Annotated in this window: 20 protein-coding genes and 6 tRNA genes; 2 read left to right on the plus strand and 24 right to left on the minus strand. The window is 38.4% G+C overall.

Translation table 11 applies throughout. The features are described from left to right. Positions 1-7 precede the first annotated feature (7 nt). From H6795_03055 to H6795_03165, 23 genes are all read right to left on the minus strand, one after another. Positions 8-571: a LemA family protein gene (locus H6795_03055; protein MCB9817486.1), complete on the minus strand. Its 564-nt coding sequence runs from the start codon at positions 569-571 to the stop codon at positions 8-10. 74 nt (positions 572-645) lie between these two features. Continuing rightward, positions 646-732 (minus strand) — tRNA-Leu (locus H6795_03060). Between the two features lie 27 nt (positions 733-759). Then, a tRNA-Cys gene (locus H6795_03065) sits at positions 760-833 on the minus strand. Positions 834-1,150: 317 nt separating this feature from the next. Beyond that, complete coding sequence (locus H6795_03070) at positions 1,151-1,588, minus strand: DUF1269 domain-containing protein (GenBank protein MCB9817487.1); 438 nt, start codon at positions 1,586-1,588, stop codon at positions 1,151-1,153. Between the two features lie 135 nt (positions 1,589-1,723). Continuing rightward, a complete protein-coding gene (locus H6795_03075; GenBank protein MCB9817488.1) occupies positions 1,724-2,032 on the minus strand; it encodes a hypothetical protein in 309 nt (102 codons plus the stop codon). Between the two features lie 87 nt (positions 2,033-2,119). Beyond that, entirely contained in the window at positions 2,120-3,079 is a 960-nt protein-coding gene (locus H6795_03080) for a flippase-like domain-containing protein (protein MCB9817489.1), read from the minus strand. Positions 3,080-3,266: 187 nt separating this feature from the next. Further along, positions 3,267-4,559 carry a glycosyltransferase gene (locus H6795_03085; protein ID MCB9817490.1) on the minus strand — a complete coding sequence of 431 codons (1,293 nt, stop codon included), beginning with the start codon at positions 4,557-4,559 and terminating at the stop codon, positions 3,267-3,269. Next, positions 4,552-5,133, minus strand: coding sequence for a sortase (locus H6795_03090; protein MCB9817491.1), 582 nt, complete (start codon positions 5,131-5,133; stop codon positions 4,552-4,554). Before H6795_03090 ends, H6795_03085 begins: the two co-directional genes overlap by 8 nt. A gap of 57 nt (positions 5,134-5,190) precedes the next feature. After that, a complete protein-coding gene (locus H6795_03095; GenBank protein MCB9817492.1) occupies positions 5,191-5,364 on the minus strand; it encodes a hypothetical protein in 174 nt (57 codons plus the stop codon). Between the two features lie 113 nt (positions 5,365-5,477). Beyond that, on the minus strand, positions 5,478-7,238 hold the full coding sequence (locus H6795_03100) for a polysaccharide deacetylase family protein (protein MCB9817493.1): 1,761 nt from the start codon (positions 7,236-7,238) through the stop codon (positions 5,478-5,480). A 744-nt stretch (positions 7,239-7,982) separates the two neighbouring features. Next, complete coding sequence (locus H6795_03105; protein MCB9817494.1) at positions 7,983-8,603, minus strand: hypothetical protein; 621 nt, start codon at positions 8,601-8,603, stop codon at positions 7,983-7,985. Further along, on the minus strand, positions 8,533-8,856 hold the full coding sequence (locus H6795_03110) for a hypothetical protein (protein MCB9817495.1): 324 nt from the start codon (positions 8,854-8,856) through the stop codon (positions 8,533-8,535). The genes H6795_03105 and H6795_03110 overlap by 71 nt, the downstream gene beginning before the upstream one ends. 114 nt (positions 8,857-8,970) lie before the next feature. Further along, positions 8,971-9,047 (minus strand) — tRNA-Gly (locus H6795_03115). 122 nt (positions 9,048-9,169) lie between these two features. After that, positions 9,170-9,245: transfer RNA gene (locus tag H6795_03120), tRNA-Phe, on the minus strand. Positions 9,246-9,270: 25 nt separating this feature from the next. Continuing rightward, a tRNA-Val gene (locus H6795_03125) sits at positions 9,271-9,347 on the minus strand. Between the two features lie 12 nt (positions 9,348-9,359). After that, positions 9,360-9,447: transfer RNA gene (locus H6795_03130), tRNA-Leu, on the minus strand. A gap of 55 nt (positions 9,448-9,502) precedes the next feature. Then, positions 9,503-11,137, minus strand: a complete 1,635-nt coding sequence (locus tag H6795_03135) for an FAD-binding oxidoreductase (protein ID MCB9817496.1) — start codon at positions 11,135-11,137, stop codon at positions 9,503-9,505. Positions 11,138-11,208: 71 nt separating this feature from the next. Further along, positions 11,209-12,987: a peptide ABC transporter substrate-binding protein gene (locus H6795_03140; GenBank protein MCB9817497.1), complete on the minus strand. Its 1,779-nt coding sequence runs from the start codon at positions 12,985-12,987 to the stop codon at positions 11,209-11,211. A 5-nt stretch (positions 12,988-12,992) separates the two neighbouring features. Next, on the minus strand, positions 12,993-13,211 hold the full coding sequence (gene secG / locus H6795_03145; GenBank protein ID MCB9817498.1) for a preprotein translocase subunit SecG: 219 nt from the start codon (positions 13,209-13,211) through the stop codon (positions 12,993-12,995). Continuing rightward, positions 13,204-13,572 carry a phage holin family protein gene (locus H6795_03150; protein ID MCB9817499.1) on the minus strand — a complete coding sequence of 123 codons (369 nt, stop codon included), beginning with the start codon at positions 13,570-13,572 and terminating at the stop codon, positions 13,204-13,206. The genes secG and H6795_03150 overlap by 8 nt, the downstream gene beginning before the upstream one ends. A gap of 20 nt (positions 13,573-13,592) precedes the next feature. Beyond that, positions 13,593-14,765, minus strand: coding sequence for an aminopeptidase P family protein (locus H6795_03155; protein MCB9817500.1), 1,173 nt, complete (start codon positions 14,763-14,765; stop codon positions 13,593-13,595). Positions 14,766-14,768: 3 nt separating this feature from the next. Next, complete coding sequence (locus H6795_03160; protein MCB9817501.1) at positions 14,769-16,265, minus strand: excinuclease ABC subunit UvrC; 1,497 nt, start codon at positions 16,263-16,265, stop codon at positions 14,769-14,771. A 10-nt stretch (positions 16,266-16,275) separates the two neighbouring features. Then, complete coding sequence (locus H6795_03165; protein ID MCB9817502.1) at positions 16,276-17,166, minus strand: rhodanese-related sulfurtransferase; 891 nt, start codon at positions 17,164-17,166, stop codon at positions 16,276-16,278. A 136-nt stretch (positions 17,167-17,302) separates the two neighbouring features. On the opposite strand from H6795_03165, the gene H6795_03170 reads away from it, so the two are divergent. Further along, positions 17,303-19,090: an ABC transporter ATP-binding protein gene (locus tag H6795_03170; GenBank protein MCB9817503.1), complete on the plus strand. Its 1,788-nt coding sequence runs from the start codon at positions 17,303-17,305 to the stop codon at positions 19,088-19,090. A 38-nt stretch (positions 19,091-19,128) separates the two neighbouring features. After that, entirely contained in the window at positions 19,129-19,863 is a 735-nt protein-coding gene (locus tag H6795_03175) for a DedA family protein (GenBank protein MCB9817504.1), read from the plus strand. Here the strand turns inward: H6795_03175 and H6795_03180 are convergent, their stop codons facing one another. Next, positions 19,864-20,808 carry a DMT family transporter gene (locus H6795_03180; protein MCB9817505.1) on the minus strand — a complete coding sequence of 315 codons (945 nt, stop codon included), beginning with the start codon at positions 20,806-20,808 and terminating at the stop codon, positions 19,864-19,866. Positions 20,809-20,875: the final 67 nt, after the last annotated feature.

Genomic DNA, 20,875 nt, shown 5'->3' on the forward strand with positions numbered 1-20,875 from the left:
AGTTTAGTTAAAATTTTACGTCTACAGGTTTTTCGGCTTTGGCGGTCTCTGCTTCATCAAGCTCAAAGAATTCGCGCTCTTTAAAGCCTAGGCTATTGGCAAAAATATTGTTTGGAAACGTCTTGATTTTAATATTAAGATCACGTGCCGAACCGTTATAGAAGCGGCGAGATGCTTGTATCTTATCTTCTGTGTCAACAAGTTCTTCTTGCAACTGTTTAAAATTTTCATTCGCTTTTAAGTCTGGATACGCTTCTGCAACAGCGAATAAACTCTTAAGAGCATCACTGAGCATGTTATCGGCCTGTGCTGTCTCTGCAACTGACTGAGCGTTCATTGCATTGGCACGAGCTTCGGTAACTTTGGTAAACACACTTTTTTCATGTGACGCATACCCTTGAACAGTGTTGACCAAATTTGGTATCAAGTCTAAACGACGTTTCAGCTGGACGGTTATGTCGCTCCAGGCTTCTTCTACCCGAACATTTAGTTTTACCAAACCGTTATATGTAGCAATAAGGTAAATTGCTAGCAGTACAACAATACCAAGAACTATCCATAGTACAATCATATTTAAAACTCCTTTATACCACTAATTATAGACGCAATATAACGGTGTTGCTAGTAGTAATATTTTACTGTTTATGGTGGGCGAGGAGGGACTTGAACCCTCAAGGCATTTCTGCCAACGGATTTTAAGTCCGTCGCGTATACCAATTCCGCCACTCGCCCATGTAGATATACAACAGTATACCAAAATGGAGGCACCTACGGGTAACGCTCCCGTCTACGCAGTTTTGCAGACTGCTGCCTAACTTCTCGGCCAAGGCGCCTTACTTACAAAATTATACAGTATACAGGGCCACTTGTGCATGAAGTTGTACTTCATGTATTTCATCGCTTCACAATCTCTACGATATTTTTAGGGTAAATGAGTCATTACATTATCTTATTGGATATCATTAAGAAATATAACCGTGCTACTTAATTGTAAAGTAGCACCCTACGATAGGTGCTACATACTTAGATTGCTATCTTTTCACAGATCTTTTACAAGACACCACGACGGCGACGGCGCCTATTCACTCCTGCCACAGATACTGGTGATAAAGGTCGTCCAATCATAATATTGTTCCTTTCTTAGTTATTACTACTCTTCTTCTACAATTTCACTTAATTCTTTCAGAGCACTAGCGATTTTTTCAGGATGTATTCTACCCTCGTCTAATAATTCTCCACCAGCATCGATAAGCGCTGCCTTTAAGCCCTTCGCCCATAGCTGCTCAATAACTAAGACACCTGCAGCTGTGTTGTTTTCCATTGCCATACCAATTTTTTCTATATCTTCTTCTGTTATTAGTTCATGACCGGCTTCTATGCCAAAACTAGCAAAGGCCTCTTTTAGCTCTGCTGGTTGATCGTTTAGTTCGCCACCCATCACATTGCCATCTGCATCTTTCATAATGAAAAGCAAATCTATAACTCTTATTGTACCCTTCTGTGTTGCTATGGAGAGTTCCTCTAGCACACTACCATCAAAGTTGTTACCTTTAAACCCAACAACTATATAATCTACTGGTCCTAACATATATTACCTCCATTAGCTTTGTTCTAGTTATTATTATACTCTTGCATGCAAGGAAAAGCTAAGCCATAAGCGTTATAAAGAGCATAATAACGAAGTGGAATAACCCCCCTGGCTTAGCACGTGCTATTAGGATCTTTAATTAGTCGTAGAGCTGTTGTCAGTAGTGGTGGTTGTATCCGATGGTGTTGTAGGTGATGCAGGTGTTGTGTTGGTAGTGTCTTCTGTCTTTTGTGTTTGGCTTTCTGTAATGGTCTGTTGTGTAGTTTTTACAGACTCTTGTAGACTATTGATTGACTTGTTGACAGCATCTATTGAATCGTTAATCTTTTGGTTCTGTTGATACTGATTATAAGCTAGCCCTAAAATTATAAGTAAAGCAATTACCAGTAATACTCCTAAAAGAATACTCAGCCCATTTGATGATTTTTTACTTGTAGGTTCCATAATGCCTCCCAGCGTTTATATAACCATTATACTCTTAATTGCTAACTATGGCTGTGATTACACTCTTTTATACAAGGTGGTGATGTTTTAAATAAATTTGTTTTTTGTGAGCCATCTAAAAGAAAATGCTCCCCAAATTGGTGGTAAGAAGAAAGTAAATAATCTATAAGATACAGTCATTGCATAAGCTGAACTCTGGTCTACGCCAGCACTAACTAACCCGGCTGATATGATAGCTTCTTGGACACCAATTCCACCAGGCACAGGTGCAATACCGCCAAGCAAAGTTGCACTCACCACAATAACTAATGCAGTCGCTATTGAAATATCTACTCCGAATGCCTGCGCTGTAATAACCATAGTTGTTCCCAACACGAGTTGCGATAACAAATTGCTCCCAAAAAGCGTAACTAGCCTAATAGGGTGTTCAGCGAGGCTAGAAAACGACCCTATAACATCTTTTAATATATTGATCAGTTTTAGTCTAAGAGTTTTTGAGTTATAAAGTACAATTAAGCCTATTAGAATTATTCCACCTGCAATAGAAAGCACTATTACCCAATCTGTGTTGATATTATTCTTTAGATTCAAATTTACGTCACCAAAAATAATTGCAATTACCAAAATTGTCATCTGCACTAAAAATCCGGTAAAGCTGTCTAGTGCACCCTGTGTTATTGCTGTAACATATGGGACTTTAAATTTCTTTAGATAGGCAACATTGGTAGCTACCCTACTAGCGGTACTTGGGACTGCAAGACCAATAAACTGGATAGCAGATTGCAAAATAAGAGTTGGTTTAAAAGGTATCGGTGCGGTAACTGCCGACATCATAGATGTTGCATTTGGTACTAAAATGAGTTGTGCTACAAAGAAAGCTAGCATGAACCATACTAAATCAGCCGATTTTATAGCGTTCCAAACTTCTGTAAAATCTATATTGGTAATTTGCTGTATGAGCGCATATGTCGCCAGAGCCATAAGACCCGTGAGCAATAGATCGCGTTTTGAAATGTTTCTTACTTTGGTTAGGCTAAGTACACTCATATTTAGTAGTCTTTTTTACCTTATACTTTAGTCTAGCACACCAAAATATTTACTGTACGATTACAAAACTATGCTATATTTGCAGACACGTATAGCTTTATAGATGGCATGATTGTATTAAATAAATTATTTTTATAGCGGTAGTAGAATAAAAAACTTTGAATGGCAATTATTTACAGTTAGATAGTTATATATACTTGGTAGTTTTTAAAGCAGATTTAGGTAGTTGCTCGTTCGGGAGATATCCACGAGCCTCCTGTATCAACTTTGCGTAGAACTTTTTATTATTTTTAATACATCTTAGAATAGACGTAAGCTGAACCACATTCATAACATAAAATATAAAATACATAATTGGCGAATACAGGCTCATTCTCATTTTTTCTCTATTAGGCATGTGTTCATCCGGCCAAACTGTCCAAAGTACATATAACGTTATAGCTACATATGCACCTAACAGGGCAAATGGGTATGCCTTTGCAATACTAAGATAAATTATATACACGAGAAGTATTGGTTCTATTAGCAGTACAAGCTCACCAAACAGCGCCATGGGCAGACGATACAAGGTTAGCATCCTACTATATTTTTCATCATTGTTCAGTAATAGTGAACCATGCTTAACTAAATTTTGCAGCATTCCGAGTTTCCAACGATATCTTTGTATAAATAATGACTTGTAAGATTGGACTCCTTCTGTAATTGCCAAAACATCAGCAGCATATATTATTCGCTGATTAATATTGCCACTGGAAACTATTTTGAGGCTCAGACCAATGTCTTCTGTCTGAGTATCTGTATCATAAAATTTTGCCTTTTTGATAATATCCATACGATAAGTAGAAGCAACTCCTCCTATAATAAATTCGCTGTTGGTTAATGTGTAGAACTTTTTAGATCTATAACCAATCATATGTTCAAATTTCTGCAGCAATCCAAGTAACGTTCCATTATCCATTATCTGTACATTCGCTGCCATTCCTACTATGCGAGGATCTTCAAAGTGTCTCACTGCATTAGAAATTGCATTCTTATCAATTATAGAGTCTGCGTCTAGTGACATCATTAACTCACCAGTTGCAGCAGTTTTTAGAGCATGATTCATGGCTTCACCCTTGCCAACATTTTTTTGTTTTCTCAATAAATGAATATTTCTATTTGGATGTAATTGGATATACCTCCATACAAGACTACGTGTAGCGTCACTAGATGCATCATCAACAACTAAAATTTGTAATTTACGATATGAATTTTTTCTGATAGATTCCAACGTCTTGATTATCCCGACCTCCTCATTGTGTGCAGGAACAATGATTGTAACTAGCGGGCGATATTTCCTTCTTATAGTTTTAGATATTTTTCGTTTACGAAAAAATTGCTTAATATCATATAAATTAGCTCCAGCTATATATATCCCAAAATGAATTGTGTTGATAATAGCTATCATAGCGAATAAATAGAATGCTATGTCTTTAAACATCTTTGACTCCAACAAATTCAAATTCATACATTGTACGATTTTGATATCGTATACCACTGCACGTTTGAAGAGTTAATATTGGAGGTCCGCTGTATTTAAGTACAGAATTATCAGCTGGATTTACAGTATACGAATGATTAAACCGATACATAAAGACCTTGTTGTCAGTAGTCGTAATTGTTGCTATATCACCAACCTTTAGGAGGGGTAGTTTACCAAACACTACAGATCTAGCATGGCCGTAAATAAATGTGTTACCTTCTTGCTGATTGGGCTGGGCTGAAATAACAGCATACTGAGCTGCATTCTTTGTTAATGTCCAGTCCTGCGTTACCGTATTGTAGTATCCCTTAATTACCTCTACCTTAACGCCTAAAGCATCAATTTCAATATTTAAAGGCAAAGAATTTGTTTCAGCTACTTGTGGAGTAACACCTACATTATTGGGTGCTACAAAGTGATCTGTTGCCATAATATAATCTAAGGAGTCTCTTGAAACTAAGCTTAAGAGACCCAATAGTACTAGTATAATTGCTACAATGATACTGCTAACTTGATTGCGTGAAATCTTCATTCAATCACTCCGCTATCAACTGGTTGTAACAATCATATATAATAACAATCTTTTTTATTATTTTGTGATCGTCCTAGATACTACCAACCTAGCAATCGTTGACAATAATATAATTGCACCAACAACAATACTCGTTATTGCAATTATTGTTAATATTTCGTTGCCACCAGTATTTGGTAGTACAACACCTCCGGTTACAACGGCACCGGCGCCTTTTCCGCCTTCGTACATATAGTACTCCTCTCCTTGTTAACCTGAGAGGGTGTTGAGCCAATACAAAAGAGGGCTAAACGCCCTCTCGTTAGATATAATTATACTATACTCTTTTTTTGTTTATTTGTAAACTATATTTTTAATAATCTTACTTCGTCTATATATGCTATATTACTTGCTCCAGCAATTGCAATAATTTGAATACTGGCAGTTACTACATTTGCGGATGTAGGAGTATATGAAAGTGTCACCTGTTCATCATCGGAACTCTGTTTAGTATACAAATATTTACCACTTATCCAATTACCAGATGCGTCATATTCATCCATATAAAAACCAATGCCACTTGTTAATGATTCTGCACTGACAAATATACTTATAGAGTATACGTTTCCTGATGAGACGTCTACCTTATCAGAAAATATATGTGAGTTTATAGTCGTGTTGCTAGTTAATTTAATTGAGTTACGAACAGAGTCATGACTGCCATGTCCATTTGAATCAAGCACAATCTGGCTAGGCGAATCTGTAATCCAACCGTCAATACCATTCTCAAAACTAGAATTACTAATTAAATTTTCGCCTATTGGATTAGGTGTAGGCTCTGGAGCTGGACCACTCGTTGTTACAATCCACCTGACTGAATCAATATAAGCTGTAATTCCAGAATTTGCTGTAATAATAATTTGTAATTTGACCTTTGCAACTCCATCTGAAGTTGGTGTGTATGCAAACGACATATCTTTTGTATACCAAGCTCCTAGTGTCTGTAAATATTGGCCACTCACCCAGTTGCCATACATGTCATATTCATCAATGTAACAACCTATACTTCCGGATGTTTGATTAGTTATATTGACAAATCCTTTGACTACATAGGTATCCAGTGGATTTACAATTATGGTAGGTGAAAATATATGAATGTTTGCAGCTGGGCTTGCTTTTACCTTTACTGATGTTACTGGCTCTGGGGTGTTCCCGTTTGATTTTGTATCAATAGTTACATTGGTTGGACTATCCGTCGTCCAACCATTTCCAATACTTGTGCCATTCACTGGGTCTGAAACCATATTATCAGAAGCCTCACTTTGGACTAAACCATCACTAATATTCGTAACCTTAATATTTTTTTGGTTTACATAAGCAGCGATTTGCGACAGATTTGCTGTACTGTATTGGTAGTCTTCAGGATCGACACTCGGATTATCGCGAACTTCATGAAATACCAAGATAAGCCACGTATTATTTGCAATTGCATCATCAATATAGCTTCTTACAGTGTCCACACTAACTCCATACTGTACTTGCTGGACGCGCAATAAATAATCTGTATAAGGCCAAGTGTTATAGCCGGTATCTGCGAACCCTCTGTGGCTTGAATAGTATTTTGCTATAGCAGCCATTACTTTACTATCGTAATCACCGTAAGGAGTTGCAAATGCTTTCGGATTAATTCCTTGTGCCACTAATGCTGCTTTGCTGTTGGCCACTTCAGCTTCAAGTTTCTTTGCAGTCAATCCTGACATTTCTTTGTGGCTTACGCCATGAGATCCAATTTCCCATCCATAAGAGTCTCTAAGTGTTTTAATTTGACTCCATGTCATATAAGACATATCACTGTCAGCTGGACACTTATTAGGAATAGTAGTCATGCCAACACAGTTCGTAATAACATAATTTGTACCTGTATAACCATACTCTGCTAGTACGGGCGCTGCTGAATTGATACTACTCGTTAATCCGTCATCAAATGTAAATGAAATTTTAGCTTGAGATGCATTGTTCAAGACTTCAGCTCGGACTGGTTCAGCGTAAATAATAATTAGTGCTGTTAGCGATATTAATGTTGGTAAAACTAATTTCGTATATTTTTTGAATACAAGTAAATTCACGATGTTATACAATTCCTTAATTACGTCAGAGTCACCCGATTAGTATATGAATATAATATTCTATATCTATTTTTGCTAATTTGTCAATATTATTATAATCATAAGCTTAACAATACACACACAGCCCTGAACTTCATACGGGCAGTATTGTTATAGAAACATTTATATTTTTGTGCCAGTTTTCATCTTACCCCTTTATGTATTTCTACCCAACTGCTAGGCAAGCTACTATATAAATAGTCTATTCTCTAGAACTATTGCCTCGTCTATCTTCTGGTTTATTCATATTTTTCCTATGCTATATGGCACTTTATGTATATTGTGTATAACGTACTAAAGTATTTGTTACGCTAGCTGGGAACTCGCTACTCGCTATTAGATTTATATATCATTTTACCTACCTATTTGAATCAATAGTTTTCACGTACATACAAATTAATGCTGTATATACTCATATACTGAAACAAAAGGTACACCTTGATATAACAAATGTCGTGGTAGACATATTTATGTAAAAATTTTTAACAATAAATTGAGATTCTGGCCGTAAAGTAGCAATTTTTAAATATGTTAGGTTCATAAATTACGCAATAAAAACCTGTTATCTAGTCTGGCAAATTTTTGGTGCCCGATAACCAGTGCATTTCTAACCTTTAATTAAAGTAACGTAGACAACTATAAGCAACAGAAGTTAGTCAAGCAGTTTAATATGTCTGAAGATTTAATAACTCCTTGATAAAAAGTTTATATACAAGAATGATTGACGTCTAGATTCTTCACTACATACTGGGTCAGTGAAATGAATCCACCGGGCGTAAGAGAAGCAACGCTACAGTTAGTCTTAGCATTAGCAAGGCTCGCACCACTTGGTCGCCAGTTAGGTAGCCCATTTAAATTACTGCTAGAACTAATATTATTGCCGGTTATCTCTTTCCACTGAACAGCCGTTGAATACAGTCCGATATCAGCACCCTTTGACTCATAATAAGCACCAAAGCCTTCAATAGCTGCAGTGTTGCGCACAAGTGCCTGATTACTGCCCGATTGCCAAGTATTCATTGTTTCAACATCAAGCCACCAGACATAAGCACTTGTGTCAGAGTTTAAGCCTTTACTGTTGGCGGCTGACTTAAAAATACCTTCAGTATAAATTGAGCGGTTCCAGCCGTACAACCAAGAACATGCATTGTCATTAGCACCGTTACAAACACCATAGGGATTGACTGGTACATTTCCATTGCTGTCAGTTGAAGTAGTAGGCCATGTAGTAATTTGATCTATTACTTCGCCTGGATTAGCAGTGTTTACATATACTTGATACTTTGATTGTTTTGATCCAACTTTTTGCTTTACTAGCCCAAACAAGTTGGTCTGCCAAACAGTCGTTAGGCTTTGCAGCATTACCACCATTTACACCAACAATGCCAAAATAATGGTCAGTAGGTAATTTCTTGCCACACTGTGGGTAAGAGATGTCATAGCCTTTCATTTCTAAGGTTGGTGCTGGTCTTGGAGAACTTCCTCCGCGTGTAGGTTTAGCTGCAAATGCGGTAGCTGGTAGAAAGCCAAATGATAATATTGATAGCGATAAAACTGCAAGTGTAAGTAATTTCTTCATATAAACCAAGTATAACAGATTAGGGGTATTCTAACGAGCTTGAGTCCTTTATGGGTCATAGCATAAAGCGCCGATATAATCGGCGCTTTTTAGGAGGTTATTGTCTAAATTTTTTGGTGCGGGTACAGGGACTCTAACCCTGGACCTCGTCCTTGGCAAGGACGCGCTCTAAACAACTGAGCTACACCCGCATGTGTAACGCTCTATGATTATAGTTAAGTTTGTTAGCGTTTTCAAGTGGACCACTCTATTAAAATAGACAAAACATAATACTACATATAAAGATCATCGCACACGTCTAAACAGGTTGTTTTGGTGGCTCCTCCCAGACTCGAACTGGGGACACAAGGCTCTTCAGGCCTCTGCTCTACCAACTGAGCTAAAGAGCCACATAGTAGTCTAAAAAATGTAATATGGTGGGTGATGAGGGATTCGAACCCCCGACCCCCTCGGTGTAAACGAGGTGCTCTAGCCAACTGAGCTAATCACCCAACGTGCATACTTGGTGCGCGAGAGAGGACTTGAACCTCCACGAGCGCAATGCCCACTGGCCCCTCAAGCCAGCGCGTCTACCAATTCCGCCACTCGCGCGTGATATACGCGTGTACAATGATACCTGTTTTTATAGCCTATAGCAAGTAGTTGTTTATGTTCTTGGCATGTGGTCGTACAGGTGTGACAACGAATAGTCGCTCCGCACGTACTGCTGCGTGTCTTTTTGCAATACATCAATTTTAACCCCTGGATTTAAAATGCCATATGGGTCGCATATTTGCTTTATTTTCCTAAATATACCATATATTTCATCGCCATACTGTAAGCCAAGGTATGGTGCCCGCAGCCTTCCATCGTTATGCGCACCTGTAATTACACCGCCCATAGATAGCACCATGCCATAGTATGAATCCATTAGTTTGTACATTTTTTGTCTATCGCCAATATTAGAAAGATCAAAAAACGGCTGTACATGCAAATTGCCACTGCCAGCATGGCCCCAAACACACGGTGGGTCTAATTGAAAATTACTAAATAAGCTGTAGACATTTTGCATAAATTCTGCAAATTTTTCAGTTGGAAAGATAGCATCTTCTATAACAGGTAGTGCTTTTTTTGCACCTAGGTTTTGCCATAACACGGCTGCTGCACTGTGCCTCACCTTCCAGTAGTCTTCTTGTTCTGTTGGATCTTTTGTGGCGACAAATGACACAGCAAAATCTTCTAGAACTTTTTTGGCTTTTTTGGTGTATTTTTTTTGCTTACGAGCAGCCAGGTTATCAAACTCTACAAATAATACTACTTTTGATGAGTTATCTTTAATGACGCTGTTGATCTGGTTAGGATTATGCTCGAGAAGGAATTTTATTAAGTTGCCATCAATCATTTCTAGTGTGCTCGGGCCAAGTTCGCGCAGTTTATTCACTGCAGCACCAGCTTTTGCAATATCATCAAAGAAACCAACGAGTAGCGTTTTTTGGGGGTTATACGTTTCTGTATCTAATACAATTTCTGTCACAATGCCCAGTGTACCTTGCGAGCCAATGAAAAGAGGTGTTAAGTCAAAAGAACCATCGTTGCCTTTGATAGACCAGATATCATAGCCAGAAACACTTCTTGTCACTGATGGAACGTAGCCTTCTATGGCTTTTTTGCTATCGTTCAATACATTGTCTATTGCTCTATATAACTCACCCTCAAAAGAAGGCAGACCTTTTTTTTGGCCTAACTCTTTTTTAGATATTCGCTTGGTAGTAATAACTTCCCCGTTTGCTAACACCACCCGCAATTGTTTTGCATAATCTTTCGTTACACCATATTTTACTGACTTTTCACCGGCTGCATTATTAGCTACCGCACCACCCACTGTTGAATATTCTAACGATGCAGGGTATGGTGGCAAAAATTGACCATGTGTTAGTAGTGTTTGCTGTAATTTGCCATAGTTAATACCTGGTTGTACGCTTACAAAACCTTTGTTGGAGTCTAGCGTTAATACCTTATTCATGTGTGCCGGAAATACTATCATTACTCCTTGGCCCAAAGATCCACCAGAAAAATCAGTACCTGAGCCTCTTGCAGTCAGTGGTACTAACCTGCCTCGTTCTGCAAGCTGCCACGAAAACCGAGCAATCTTTCTGACATCGTTTTCTGCCCTCGGGTATACGATAATTTGTGGGGTAATTTTGTATATACTACCGTCGGTTGAAAAATATTCTCTAGCGTCTATTGAAGTTAATACCTCTCCTACGACATGTTGTTGCAGATACTGCGCTACTTTGCTCATACGATAAATTTTTTGCCTTTTACTATACTCAATAATACCATAAGCACTTGGTAAGGATAAGGCTTTCTTATTTAATTATTGTCTTGTACCGCTTTGGTTGTATTGACTTGCCAGTTGTATACATTCTTAAACCGTTCTGCGGCAGTATTCAGTGTCATTTCATTAAGATTATACACTGGGATATTTGTCGTATATGTAATTTTTGGTTGATGCAAGCCAATTGCAGGTACGTCTTTGCGCCATGTTTCTAAAAATGATTTATACTTTACAGCCCGAAGTGATTCGTCTTGCCTAGAACGACCATCTTCTAGTGATTGATCTGCTTTTGTAGATGAATACATAGAAAAATTATAGCCTGGTTTCGCTTCTGGTTTCGCTTGCGAAGAGTGCCAATACACGTACACGTCTGGATCGGCACCAATATTAATTGCATACATAAGTATATCGTAGTCTTTTGTGGCTAAACTCGTTGTACTAATATCATCTGAGTTTTCTAATACAACGTTCGTCTTGATACCATACTGACTCCATTGTTTTTGTATCTCTTCAGAAAACGCCGCATAATCTGTCGTGTTTTCTGACACAAATTGTAGTGTTAGTTCTTTGCCGTCTTTCTTCCTATAAGGTTCATCTTCACCCCACAGCCAGCCGAGCTCGTTGAGGGTTGTATTTACTGCGTCTGGATTGGGTTTTTGTTGCAATAATTCATCGTTATAGCCTATTTGGCCTTTAAGTAGTGGCGAGCGAACGGCAGTTGTAGGATACGAAAGCTGCGAAGAAATTTTATACGGATCTGTTGCTTGCAGCAACGCTTGACGCATCTTAACATCTGACAACAAAGGTCGGCTGGTGTTCATAAAGATCATGACGGCACTCGTTTGGTTAAAACGCATTACATTATCGTTTTGATTATCCTTTGGATCTACGAGCGCCCCAACTACATCTTTGTTATTTAAGGCATTTTTTAGGGCTTTTTCATCTGGATACGTTTTAATAGTAAAGCCATCTAGTTGAACTGGCCCACGATGATACTGCGGATTCTTAACGAGTGATATTGTTTCTGATAGGGCCTTATTGGTACTTTTATCAACCGTAACTGTTTTTAGCTTAAACGGACCACTCCCAATCGCTTCTTGTGTATTAAACTTGCTACTACGTAGTTGGTCTTTTGGGACATCCTTAAGAACGTGCTCTGGTATTAAGCCGGTTGTGAGCAAGTGTGCGAATGGGCTATAGGCATTGGGCAATGTAAACCGAACAGTAAGGTCATCTACCTTCTCTACTTTGACACCGCGCCATGTGGTATAAAGTGGTGATTTTGTATCTGGATTCTGAATTGATTTATACGTAAATACCACGTCGTCTGCAGTTATTTTTTGTCCGTCATGCCAGTAGGCATCATCACGAAGCGTAACGGTATATACCTTAGAGCTTGCGTCACCTTTCCATTCTTTTGCTAAATCACCAATCAACTGGTTATTTTCATCGTAAGTCAATAACGAGGCAAATAATAATGCCGATACCGAACTGTCTGCAGATGAACTTGCAAAAATAGGATTAACGTTTTTTATGTTACCAATTACCCCCTCATTATAGACGCCTCCAGAAGTAGGTTTAATCACTAAATATGCTGCTTGCAAACCTCGTATTTGAATAAGTAAGCCGCCAGCTAGTAGCGATACGAGCACTAACCAAGTAATGAAAAAACGTTTAGCAAATTGCCAGTTATGAGCACGCCTAAATATATGACGTTCTAGATTTTTGTTAGCCGATTCTGCTTTAGTAGCGATAGCTTTTTTGCGCGCCCTAAATTTGCGTCGCAAGCGAAGCCTATTATAGTTGTTAAACATACCTGCTATGCGCTCACTATTCCAAGAATAATTGACAACACAAAAATAGTTGCGCACACAATTGTTAATTGAAATAGTGTTTTGTCTGATCCACGTCGTACTGAATTTATCTCTGCGCTACCACCAAAACCTGCGCCAAGTCCTGCGCCTCTTGTTTGCATTAGTATAAATATTGTCATGAGCACCGCACTACCTATCGTCACGTAATCATAGATACTATTCATCGCTCACTAACCTTTCATATGTAATTGTCACTATATAGTTTACCAAGCCTATCACAATTCCTGCAACCATAGCCCACCAAAAATTATTAATTTCTAGGGGTAGATACAAAAAACTTAATATATATAACACAACACCATTAATAATAATTAAAAATAACCCTACTGTGACAGCAATAAGTGGTAAAGAAATAATTATGAGTAGTGGCTTTACAATTGCATTCAGCACTGCAAGGAGCAAAGCACCTATGATATAGGTACGTACACCTCCATTAATCGTCAATATACCCGCGTATGCGCTAATAGCTAAGCCGGCGTAATTGGCTGCTGTACGAGTAAGAAATAGAATGAATTGTTTTCGCATAGTTCTGGTATAGTATAGCGCTACTCCAGTATTTTTGCGCCATTTTTCGTTATTACTACATCATCTTCTATACGGATACCAATGCTATGCTTCCTACTGTGAAGCCCTGGTTCTATTGTTATGACCATACCTTCAGATAAAGGCAGCGAATAATCTGCTGCGTCATGAACATCGAGCCCTACGTGATGACCAATAGCATAAGGAAACACCGTCTGCACGGGTTCTTGTGTGATAAGTGCATGTTTTTTTGCTACGTCTAGCAATTGGGTTTGGGCTTGCAATTGTATGTCTTTCCAAAATATGCCAGGTTTTAAAGAAGCGATTATGTTTGCCTGCACAGCAGCTACATCATCTATCAGCATTTGAAGCTTTTGGTTGTGACCGACGACGATTGTTCTTGAAATATCTGCTGCATACCCACAGTGTTCTGCACCAACGTCAAATAGCAGCCCTGCGCCTGTTTTGATTGGTGTGTCTGATGGTGCGTGATGCACTATCACGGCATTTTGGTCAGTTGCTACAATTGGCTGATAGGCGTTCATCATATTATTTTCATAAAAAGCTGCGGTAATTTCGTTTGCAACAGATGTCTCTGTGCGACCTACAAGTTCTGCTGGATTGTTAATATATTTAGATAAAACAGTTTGCGTTACCTGTACGGCTGAAGTTATCGCTGCAATTTCATGTGGCTTTTTTATCATACGCATGGCTGCCACATACGGACGAACATCTATAGGCACAATACCTGCCTTTGTAAGCCTATTGAGCCAATAACGACGATACGGGTTAGCGTATTGTCCATGGCTACGTGCACGTGCTGGCTTATTAAATAAGACCTCGCCTTTTTTTGATAGTTTTTGTAAACGAACGAGCAACTCTGTTTGAGTTATACAGCCGTTTAGACCAGCGGCAGTCGCAGCATATTCGTATTCATGAACATCATCAAACATTATTTCTACTTTAGTATGGCGTGGTAACACAAGATATGAATTACCTGTTTTTGTATCGATATAGAGCGCAATATTAGGCAAAGTAATACCTGATAAATAGAGTATGTTACTATCTTGCCTAAATGGATACGTTGTATCTGCATTGCGGCTCAACGGAGCATTGCCAGCTACCAAAATAGCAGTAGCATCTTTGGGTATATTGGTAAGTAGTTCTTGTCGGTGCTTATGGAGCTGTTGATTCATTAATTACTCTTCTTTCTTTATGTAAGACATTATTAGGTGAGCCTTTTTGCTCCCTACAGCGCTAGCTATTTCATCTAGTGTTGCATTGGCAATACCTGCAAGTGATCCAAATTTTTTTAATAACGTACGCTTTGTTATGGGCCCAATCCCTGGAATAGTGTCTAGCTGACTTTCTCTTTGACGAGATATTTTTAGTGTACTATGGTAGCTCACTGCAAATCTATGTGATTCATCACGAATGCGCTGCAACAGTTTTATAAGATGTGCGGTATTGGGAAGATCTAAAACCTGAAAATCATCTGAAGTGTCTGTAATATATCCTTGCAGCTGATGTAACTTTTCAAGGTTCACGCTTACATAACTTTTTTTTGTATGAAGTACTATCTCTTCATATTTTTTGGCGAGTCCTATCATTGGTATGGTTAGACCTGCTGCATTTCGGGCTTTTAGAGCTGCAGCCAGCTGACCTTTCCCACCGTCTATTAAAAAAATATCCGGTAGTTGCCACGTTTTTTGTGAAGATTTTTTAAGACGTCTTGCAATAACTTCTTCCATATGAGCAAAATCATCGTTACCTGGTATACGCATTTTAAATTTTCTATACGCTCCTTTGTCAGCAATACCATTAGTAAAAACGACCATACTCGCAACAGTGTCTGTACCACTCATGTGACTAATGTCATACCCTTCTATACGTTTTGGTGGTGTTGCTAAACCAAGGAGCGTGGCAAAGTCAAATAATGCATGATCATTAGATAAATCTAGGTTTTCGCGATCACTAAATATAATGCGTGCTCTTAGTGACTTTAAAGCCGTTATCGTATTGCGTTTTTTTGCTGCCTCTTCATATGCTTTATTGTCTGCCGCCAAGTTCATTTCTTGTTCTAGCTGCGTTATCAGTGCCACGCGCTGACCTTTTAAATAGAGGCTTAGTTTTTTGAGATTGTCTTTGTAGTCTTTTTCGCTGTAGTTTTCGGTTTCTGGACCAGGGCATAAACCCAAATGATATTGCAAACACCCACGATTTGGTAGCGTGTGGTGCGTAGAGTACGGAAATATTTTACGTAGGTACTTTAGGCTTCTTCTAAGTGGCAGGGTTTGTAAAAATGGGCCATAGTAGTCAGCCTTGTCATCTAATGGGCGCCTTGTAATGGTGACTGACGGGGCGCGTGATTTACTGTCTATGCGTACGTAAGCAACCGACTTGTCATCACGTAGTAAGATATTATACTGTGGTTGATATCGCCGAATCATTTCGGCTTCTAAAAATAATGCTTCAACTTCATCTGCAACGATAATCCAATCGGTATCAGCAATTTCTGAAACAAGTGCGTCCGTCTTAGCATCACGGACCCGACTTTTGTGAAAGTACTGTCGAATACGGTTTTTTAAGACTGCAGCTTTTCCTACATAAATAATTTCGCCATTGCTATTTTTATGAAAATACACACCTGGATCGCTGGGTATAGTTTCTAATTTCTTTTCTAGGGCTTTGTTCATTACCAAAACCTTAGGCTTTGGTAGCTACTGTTTGTTTGCAGCTAGATTTAGCACATGTCTGGGTGGTAGTATGGCAGTCTTTGCAAATTAAAATTAAATCGTTACAAGCAACATTTGCACAGTTTTCAAAATTACTGGTTTTTCCTTGGCAGTGTACACATTCGCCGATGTCTTTCGCGTCTTTACTAAAGCCCGTTACCATTCGATTATCAAACACGTACAATTTACCTTCCCATAGACCATCATCTTTATAGGTTTCGCCGTATTTAACGATTCCTCCGTCTATTTGATACACTTCCTTGAAGCCTTTGTTCTTCATATGAACACTGAGCAACTCACACCGAATACCACCGGTGCAGTACGAAACAATTGGCTTGTCTTTAATATCGTTATATTTAGGATCGTCTAGTTCTTTTAGAAAATCTCTGGTGTAGCGTACATTCGGAACGACTGTATTCTTAAATTTGCCAATTTGCGCCTCATACGCATTGCGACCATCAAAAAATATAACATCATCACCACGCTCTGCAACTAATGCATTTACTTCTTCTGGTTTAAGATGCTTGCCACCGCCTATAACACCACTATTATCTACTTTCACGGCATCTGGTGCACCAAAAGCAACGAGTTCTGGGCGCACTTTAATAGATAATCTAGGAAAATCATCAGCACTACCCTCGCTCCACTTATAAACAGTTTTTTTAAATATACTTACATTCATAGCTTTTACGTACGCTTTTAAGCCATCTATTGGGCCACCAAGCGTGCCGTTAATACCGTGTGTACTGATGATAATGCGACCTTTTAAACCATACCGTTCACAGAGTTCTCTTTGCCATAGTTTCGTCGTCTCTGGGTCAGCTACCGGCACAAACTTATAGTATAAAATTACTTTTTCCATTGCACCTATTATACCAGATATGGTACACTTACGAACAAATGACGATGGATAATTTGTTATCCCTCTCGTGAGTAACGCTCTTCGATGTCAATTGTGACCGCTCGACTAAAACAATAACAGTAATCAGGACATTAGTATGACCAAAACAGCCAATAGCTCGCTGAGTGCGCTTAAAACAATGCGCATTTACCTAACATATATGAAAAAGTATCCACTCATGTTGGCTACTATTATTATCCTTTTACCCATAACAGTTATCAGTGCAAATGTGTTATTGCCTATTATTTACGCAGAAGCTATTAATACGGTAAGTAGTTTGCTTGGTAGTGGTGAATCGTTCATGCCACTATTTGGTACGTTGCTGGTACAATCAATTATTCTTATAGGTATTTCGTGGACTGCATGGCGTATTATTGGCTTTGTTATAAGTACGTTCGAATATCGGGTAAAAAGAGATTTAGAGCAAGCGATATTTAAACACCTTACGACTCATAGCTACGATTTTCATGTTAATAGTTTTAGTGGGTCTTTGGTGGCTCAAACAAACCGCATGACCAATGCGTTTGAGCGATTGTTTGATTCATTTTATTTTGATTTGTATGTGCTTGTTATTAAGGTAACGGCAATTATGGTGGTGTTACTACCAAAGTCACCCACGGCTGCAATGATTATTATCGTGTGGATTAGCTTATACATAATTATGATGAGTATTTTACAAATAATGAAAATGCCATACTCTCGTGCAACTGCTGCAGCGGATAGCAATGTTACTGCTGCTTTAGCGGATTCGCTTGCAAATATTTTTACGATAATTACGTTTGGCAAAAAGAGATCAGAACAAAAAAAGTTTAATGCTGTTAGCCAAAAAAGGTACCGTATTGCCTTAAAAGATTGGTATATATCTGAAGTAATATTTGCCTTTCAAGGTATCATGATGTTTACCATTGAAGCAGTACTTATATGGGTCACGATAGACTTAGCATTGCAAGGAAAAATTGGTATCGGCGAAATTGTTTTAGTTCAAATATACATCATGAGTATTATTGGGAGTATGTGGAACTTTGGTAGAGTTATACGTAATATAGAACGTAGCTTGTCTGATGCCTATGAAATGACGCTAATACTAGGTAAAGATCACGCCATTAAAGACCCCCGTCATCCGAAGCCTATTGCGATGACTAAAGGGAGTATTCGATTTAATAAGGTTGTGTTTAGTTATGAAGAAAAACAACCGTTATTTACTGATTTTAATGTATCTATGAAAGCCGGCCAGAAAGTAGGGTTAGTAGGCCCTAGTGGGGGTGGCAAATCTACTATTACAAAATTGTTACTGCGTATGATGGATGTAACAAGCGGAGAAATTTCAATAGATGGCCAGAATATTACAGACGTTGCACAAGATGAATTACGTAACGTAATAGCCTATGTTCCGCAAGAGCCAATTTTGTTTCATCGCACGCTCAAAGAAAATATAGCGTATGGGCACCCACAAGCAACACAACAACAGATCATAGCGGCGGCCAAAGCAGCACATGCTGATGAGTTTATAGCCTTATTACCCAAAGGGTACGATACACTCGTAGGAGAAAGGGGTGTTAAGCTTTCTGGCGGACAACGGCAACGAGTAGCGATTGCACGTGCCATGTTAAAAAATGCTCCGATACTTCTCCTAGACGAAGCAACCAGTGCTCTAGATAGTGACAACGAGCAACTCATCCAAAAAGCCCTTTGGAGCTTAATGAATAACCGTACAGCAATCGTCATTGCACACCGGCTAAGTACAATTCAAAAAATGGATCGTATTTTAGTTATAGACAACGGGATTATTATAGAAGACGGTACTCATGAAACGCTACTTCAGCAAAACGGTCTCTATGCATCGCTGTGGGCACACCAATCAGGTGGCTTTGTTGTCGATAAATAAGTGGAGCGTTTTGGTTCGTTACTATATACTTACATAGAGTGAAACCAATACCAATAAACGTCATTAAGCGCATTGCTATTTTAGTGAGTATCGTTGCTGTTGTTATTTTTTTGATGACGCGGCACATAGACATAGCTCTCTTACTAGAAACTGGTGGTATAGTTGCAATTGGACTTACTATTTTTGCAGAAACTGGTTTGCTTATTGGTTTCTTCTTACCAGGTGATACCCTGTTATTTGCTGCGGGTTTTTTTGCATCGCAAGATAAAATAAGTCTAATAGGCAGTATAGTTGCTGTATCTATAGGTGCAATATTTGGGAACATGCTGGGGTATGAAATCGGTAGAAGAAGCGGAAAACGATTTTTCAAAAAAGAAGAAGCCGTTCTGTTGAATAAAGAAACAGTAAATGCAGCAAACGCCTTTTACATTAAGCATGGTGGTAAAACCGTTATACTCGCGCGATTTATACCAGTTGTCAGAACGCTCGCCCCTATCATGGCTGGTATTGGTAAAATGACCTACAAACGTTTCTTTATATACACGGTAGTCGGAGCACTTATTTGGGGTATTGTGGTAACACTCGTTGGCTACTGGGCGGGTCTAGTAATTGGGCAATATTTTGACATTGATAAATATTTGTTACCGTTAATCTTTCTCGCAGTGCTGGGCACGTTTGGTATTAGTGTATTCCACGTATTAAAAGATAAAAAATCACGTGATTTAGTTATACAAAAAAGTAAATCGTATATTACAAATTTTTTCAAAAACTAGCTATTTGTATTGATTATATATAATTCTTTCTAAAGCCTGAGATTTGTGTATAAAGGCCAATTCTATGGCTTTAACTTCTTCTGTTAGCACAGGCAAACGAGGTGTAAGTTTTTTGTTACTAATAGTTAGCCCAAGAAAAACTAGTGTTCCACCAATAAGAAATGAAACATTCATACTTTCGTTCAAAAATATAACAGCAAGCATAATACCTACTATTGGAGTAATGAAATTTGTATCTGCTAGCTTTTCTGCAGGTAGACGACGAGCGCTTTTAAGAAACAGGATATTCGGCAGAAAACCACCTACCGTTACAACCAACAGTAGCCACAGTATTGCTATTGGGGTAAATGTCGGCATGCTACTGCCATTCCCCACTATAAATGCTGCAACCGCAAATACGATGCCGGCTAATAAATAATCTGCAAAGGCAAGCTGTTCTGGAGGTAACTTTTTAGTACCTGTGACAATTTTACGAGCTAGTATTACCCCGATAGAAAAAAATACTTCCGAAAGCAGAATCAACACATCGCCAGCAATACTGGCTTGCCCATTATTCGTATTTGAACCAAATATAATGACAAGTAACCCTGCGCTTGCGAGTACACTACCTATCAATACAACTCTATGAACTTTTTCTTTTAATATCAGTACTGATAATAAATATACAAAAAATGGTAGAGATAAACCAATAATAGATGCATGCATCGCACTTGTTAATTTTAGCCCAGATAAGTATAAAAACATTGACGCCACAGAAGACGTAAGTGACATAATTATTATGAGAACCAGATGTCTTTTGCTTATTTTAATGAATTTACGGAAAGACAAAGCGTACACAATGCCTGCGCCTACCAAAAATCTAATCGCAAGCAATGAAACAAACCCAAAAAATAATAAACTATTTTTATATATTAAAGGTGAAAAACCCCATAAGACACCGCTCATAACGAGCAATTTATAATATTTATTGTGAAATATTTTAATTTTTATCACTATAGTGTTAGTATAGTCG

It is taken from the genome of Candidatus Nomurabacteria bacterium (assembly GCA_020631975.1).
Classification (GTDB): domain Bacteria; phylum Patescibacteriota; class Saccharimonadia; order Saccharimonadales; family CAIOMD01; genus JACKGO01.

Coding starts and splice junctions, on each gene's coding strand:
- H6795_03090 (MCB9817491.1), bottom strand. CDS start 5,133: ATGAAGATTTCACGCAATCAAGTTAGCAGTATCATTGTAGCAATTATA.
- secG (MCB9817498.1), bottom strand. CDS start 13,211: ATGAATAGTATCTATGATTACGTGACGATAGGTAGTGCGGTGCTCATG.
- H6795_03140 (MCB9817497.1), bottom strand. CDS start 12,987: ATGTTTAACAACTATAATAGGCTTCGCTTGCGACGCAAATTTAGGGCG.
- H6795_03170 (MCB9817503.1), top strand. CDS start 17,303: ATGACCAAAACAGCCAATAGCTCGCTGAGTGCGCTTAAAACAATGCGC.
- H6795_03155 (MCB9817500.1), bottom strand. CDS start 14,765: ATGAATCAACAGCTCCATAAGCACCGACAAGAACTACTTACCAATATA.
- H6795_03080 (MCB9817489.1), bottom strand. CDS start 3,079: ATGAGTGTACTTAGCCTAACCAAAGTAAGAAACATTTCAAAACGCGAT.
- H6795_03095 (MCB9817492.1), bottom strand. CDS start 5,364: ATGTACGAAGGCGGAAAAGGCGCCGGTGCCGTTGTAACCGGAGGTGTT.
- H6795_03110 (MCB9817495.1), bottom strand. CDS start 8,856: ATGAAGAAATTACTTACACTTGCAGTTTTATCGCTATCAATATTATCA.
- H6795_03075 (MCB9817488.1), bottom strand. CDS start 2,032: ATGGAACCTACAAGTAAAAAATCATCAAATGGGCTGAGTATTCTTTTA.
- H6795_03055 (MCB9817486.1), bottom strand. CDS start 571: ATGATTGTACTATGGATAGTTCTTGGTATTGTTGTACTGCTAGCAATT.
- H6795_03150 (MCB9817499.1), bottom strand. CDS start 13,572: ATGCGAAAACAATTCATTCTATTTCTTACTCGTACAGCAGCCAATTAC.
- H6795_03180 (MCB9817505.1), bottom strand. CDS start 20,808: ATGAGCGGTGTCTTATGGGGTTTTTCACCTTTAATATATAAAAATAGT.
- H6795_03165 (MCB9817502.1), bottom strand. CDS start 17,166: ATGGAAAAAGTAATTTTATACTATAAGTTTGTGCCGGTAGCTGACCCA.
- H6795_03070 (MCB9817487.1), bottom strand. CDS start 1,588: ATGTTAGGACCAGTAGATTATATAGTTGTTGGGTTTAAAGGTAACAAC.
- H6795_03085 (MCB9817490.1), bottom strand. CDS start 4,559: ATGTTTAAAGACATAGCATTCTATTTATTCGCTATGATAGCTATTATC.
- H6795_03135 (MCB9817496.1), bottom strand. CDS start 11,137: ATGAGCAAAGTAGCGCAGTATCTGCAACAACATGTCGTAGGAGAGGTA.
- H6795_03160 (MCB9817501.1), bottom strand. CDS start 16,265: ATGAACAAAGCCCTAGAAAAGAAATTAGAAACTATACCCAGCGATCCA.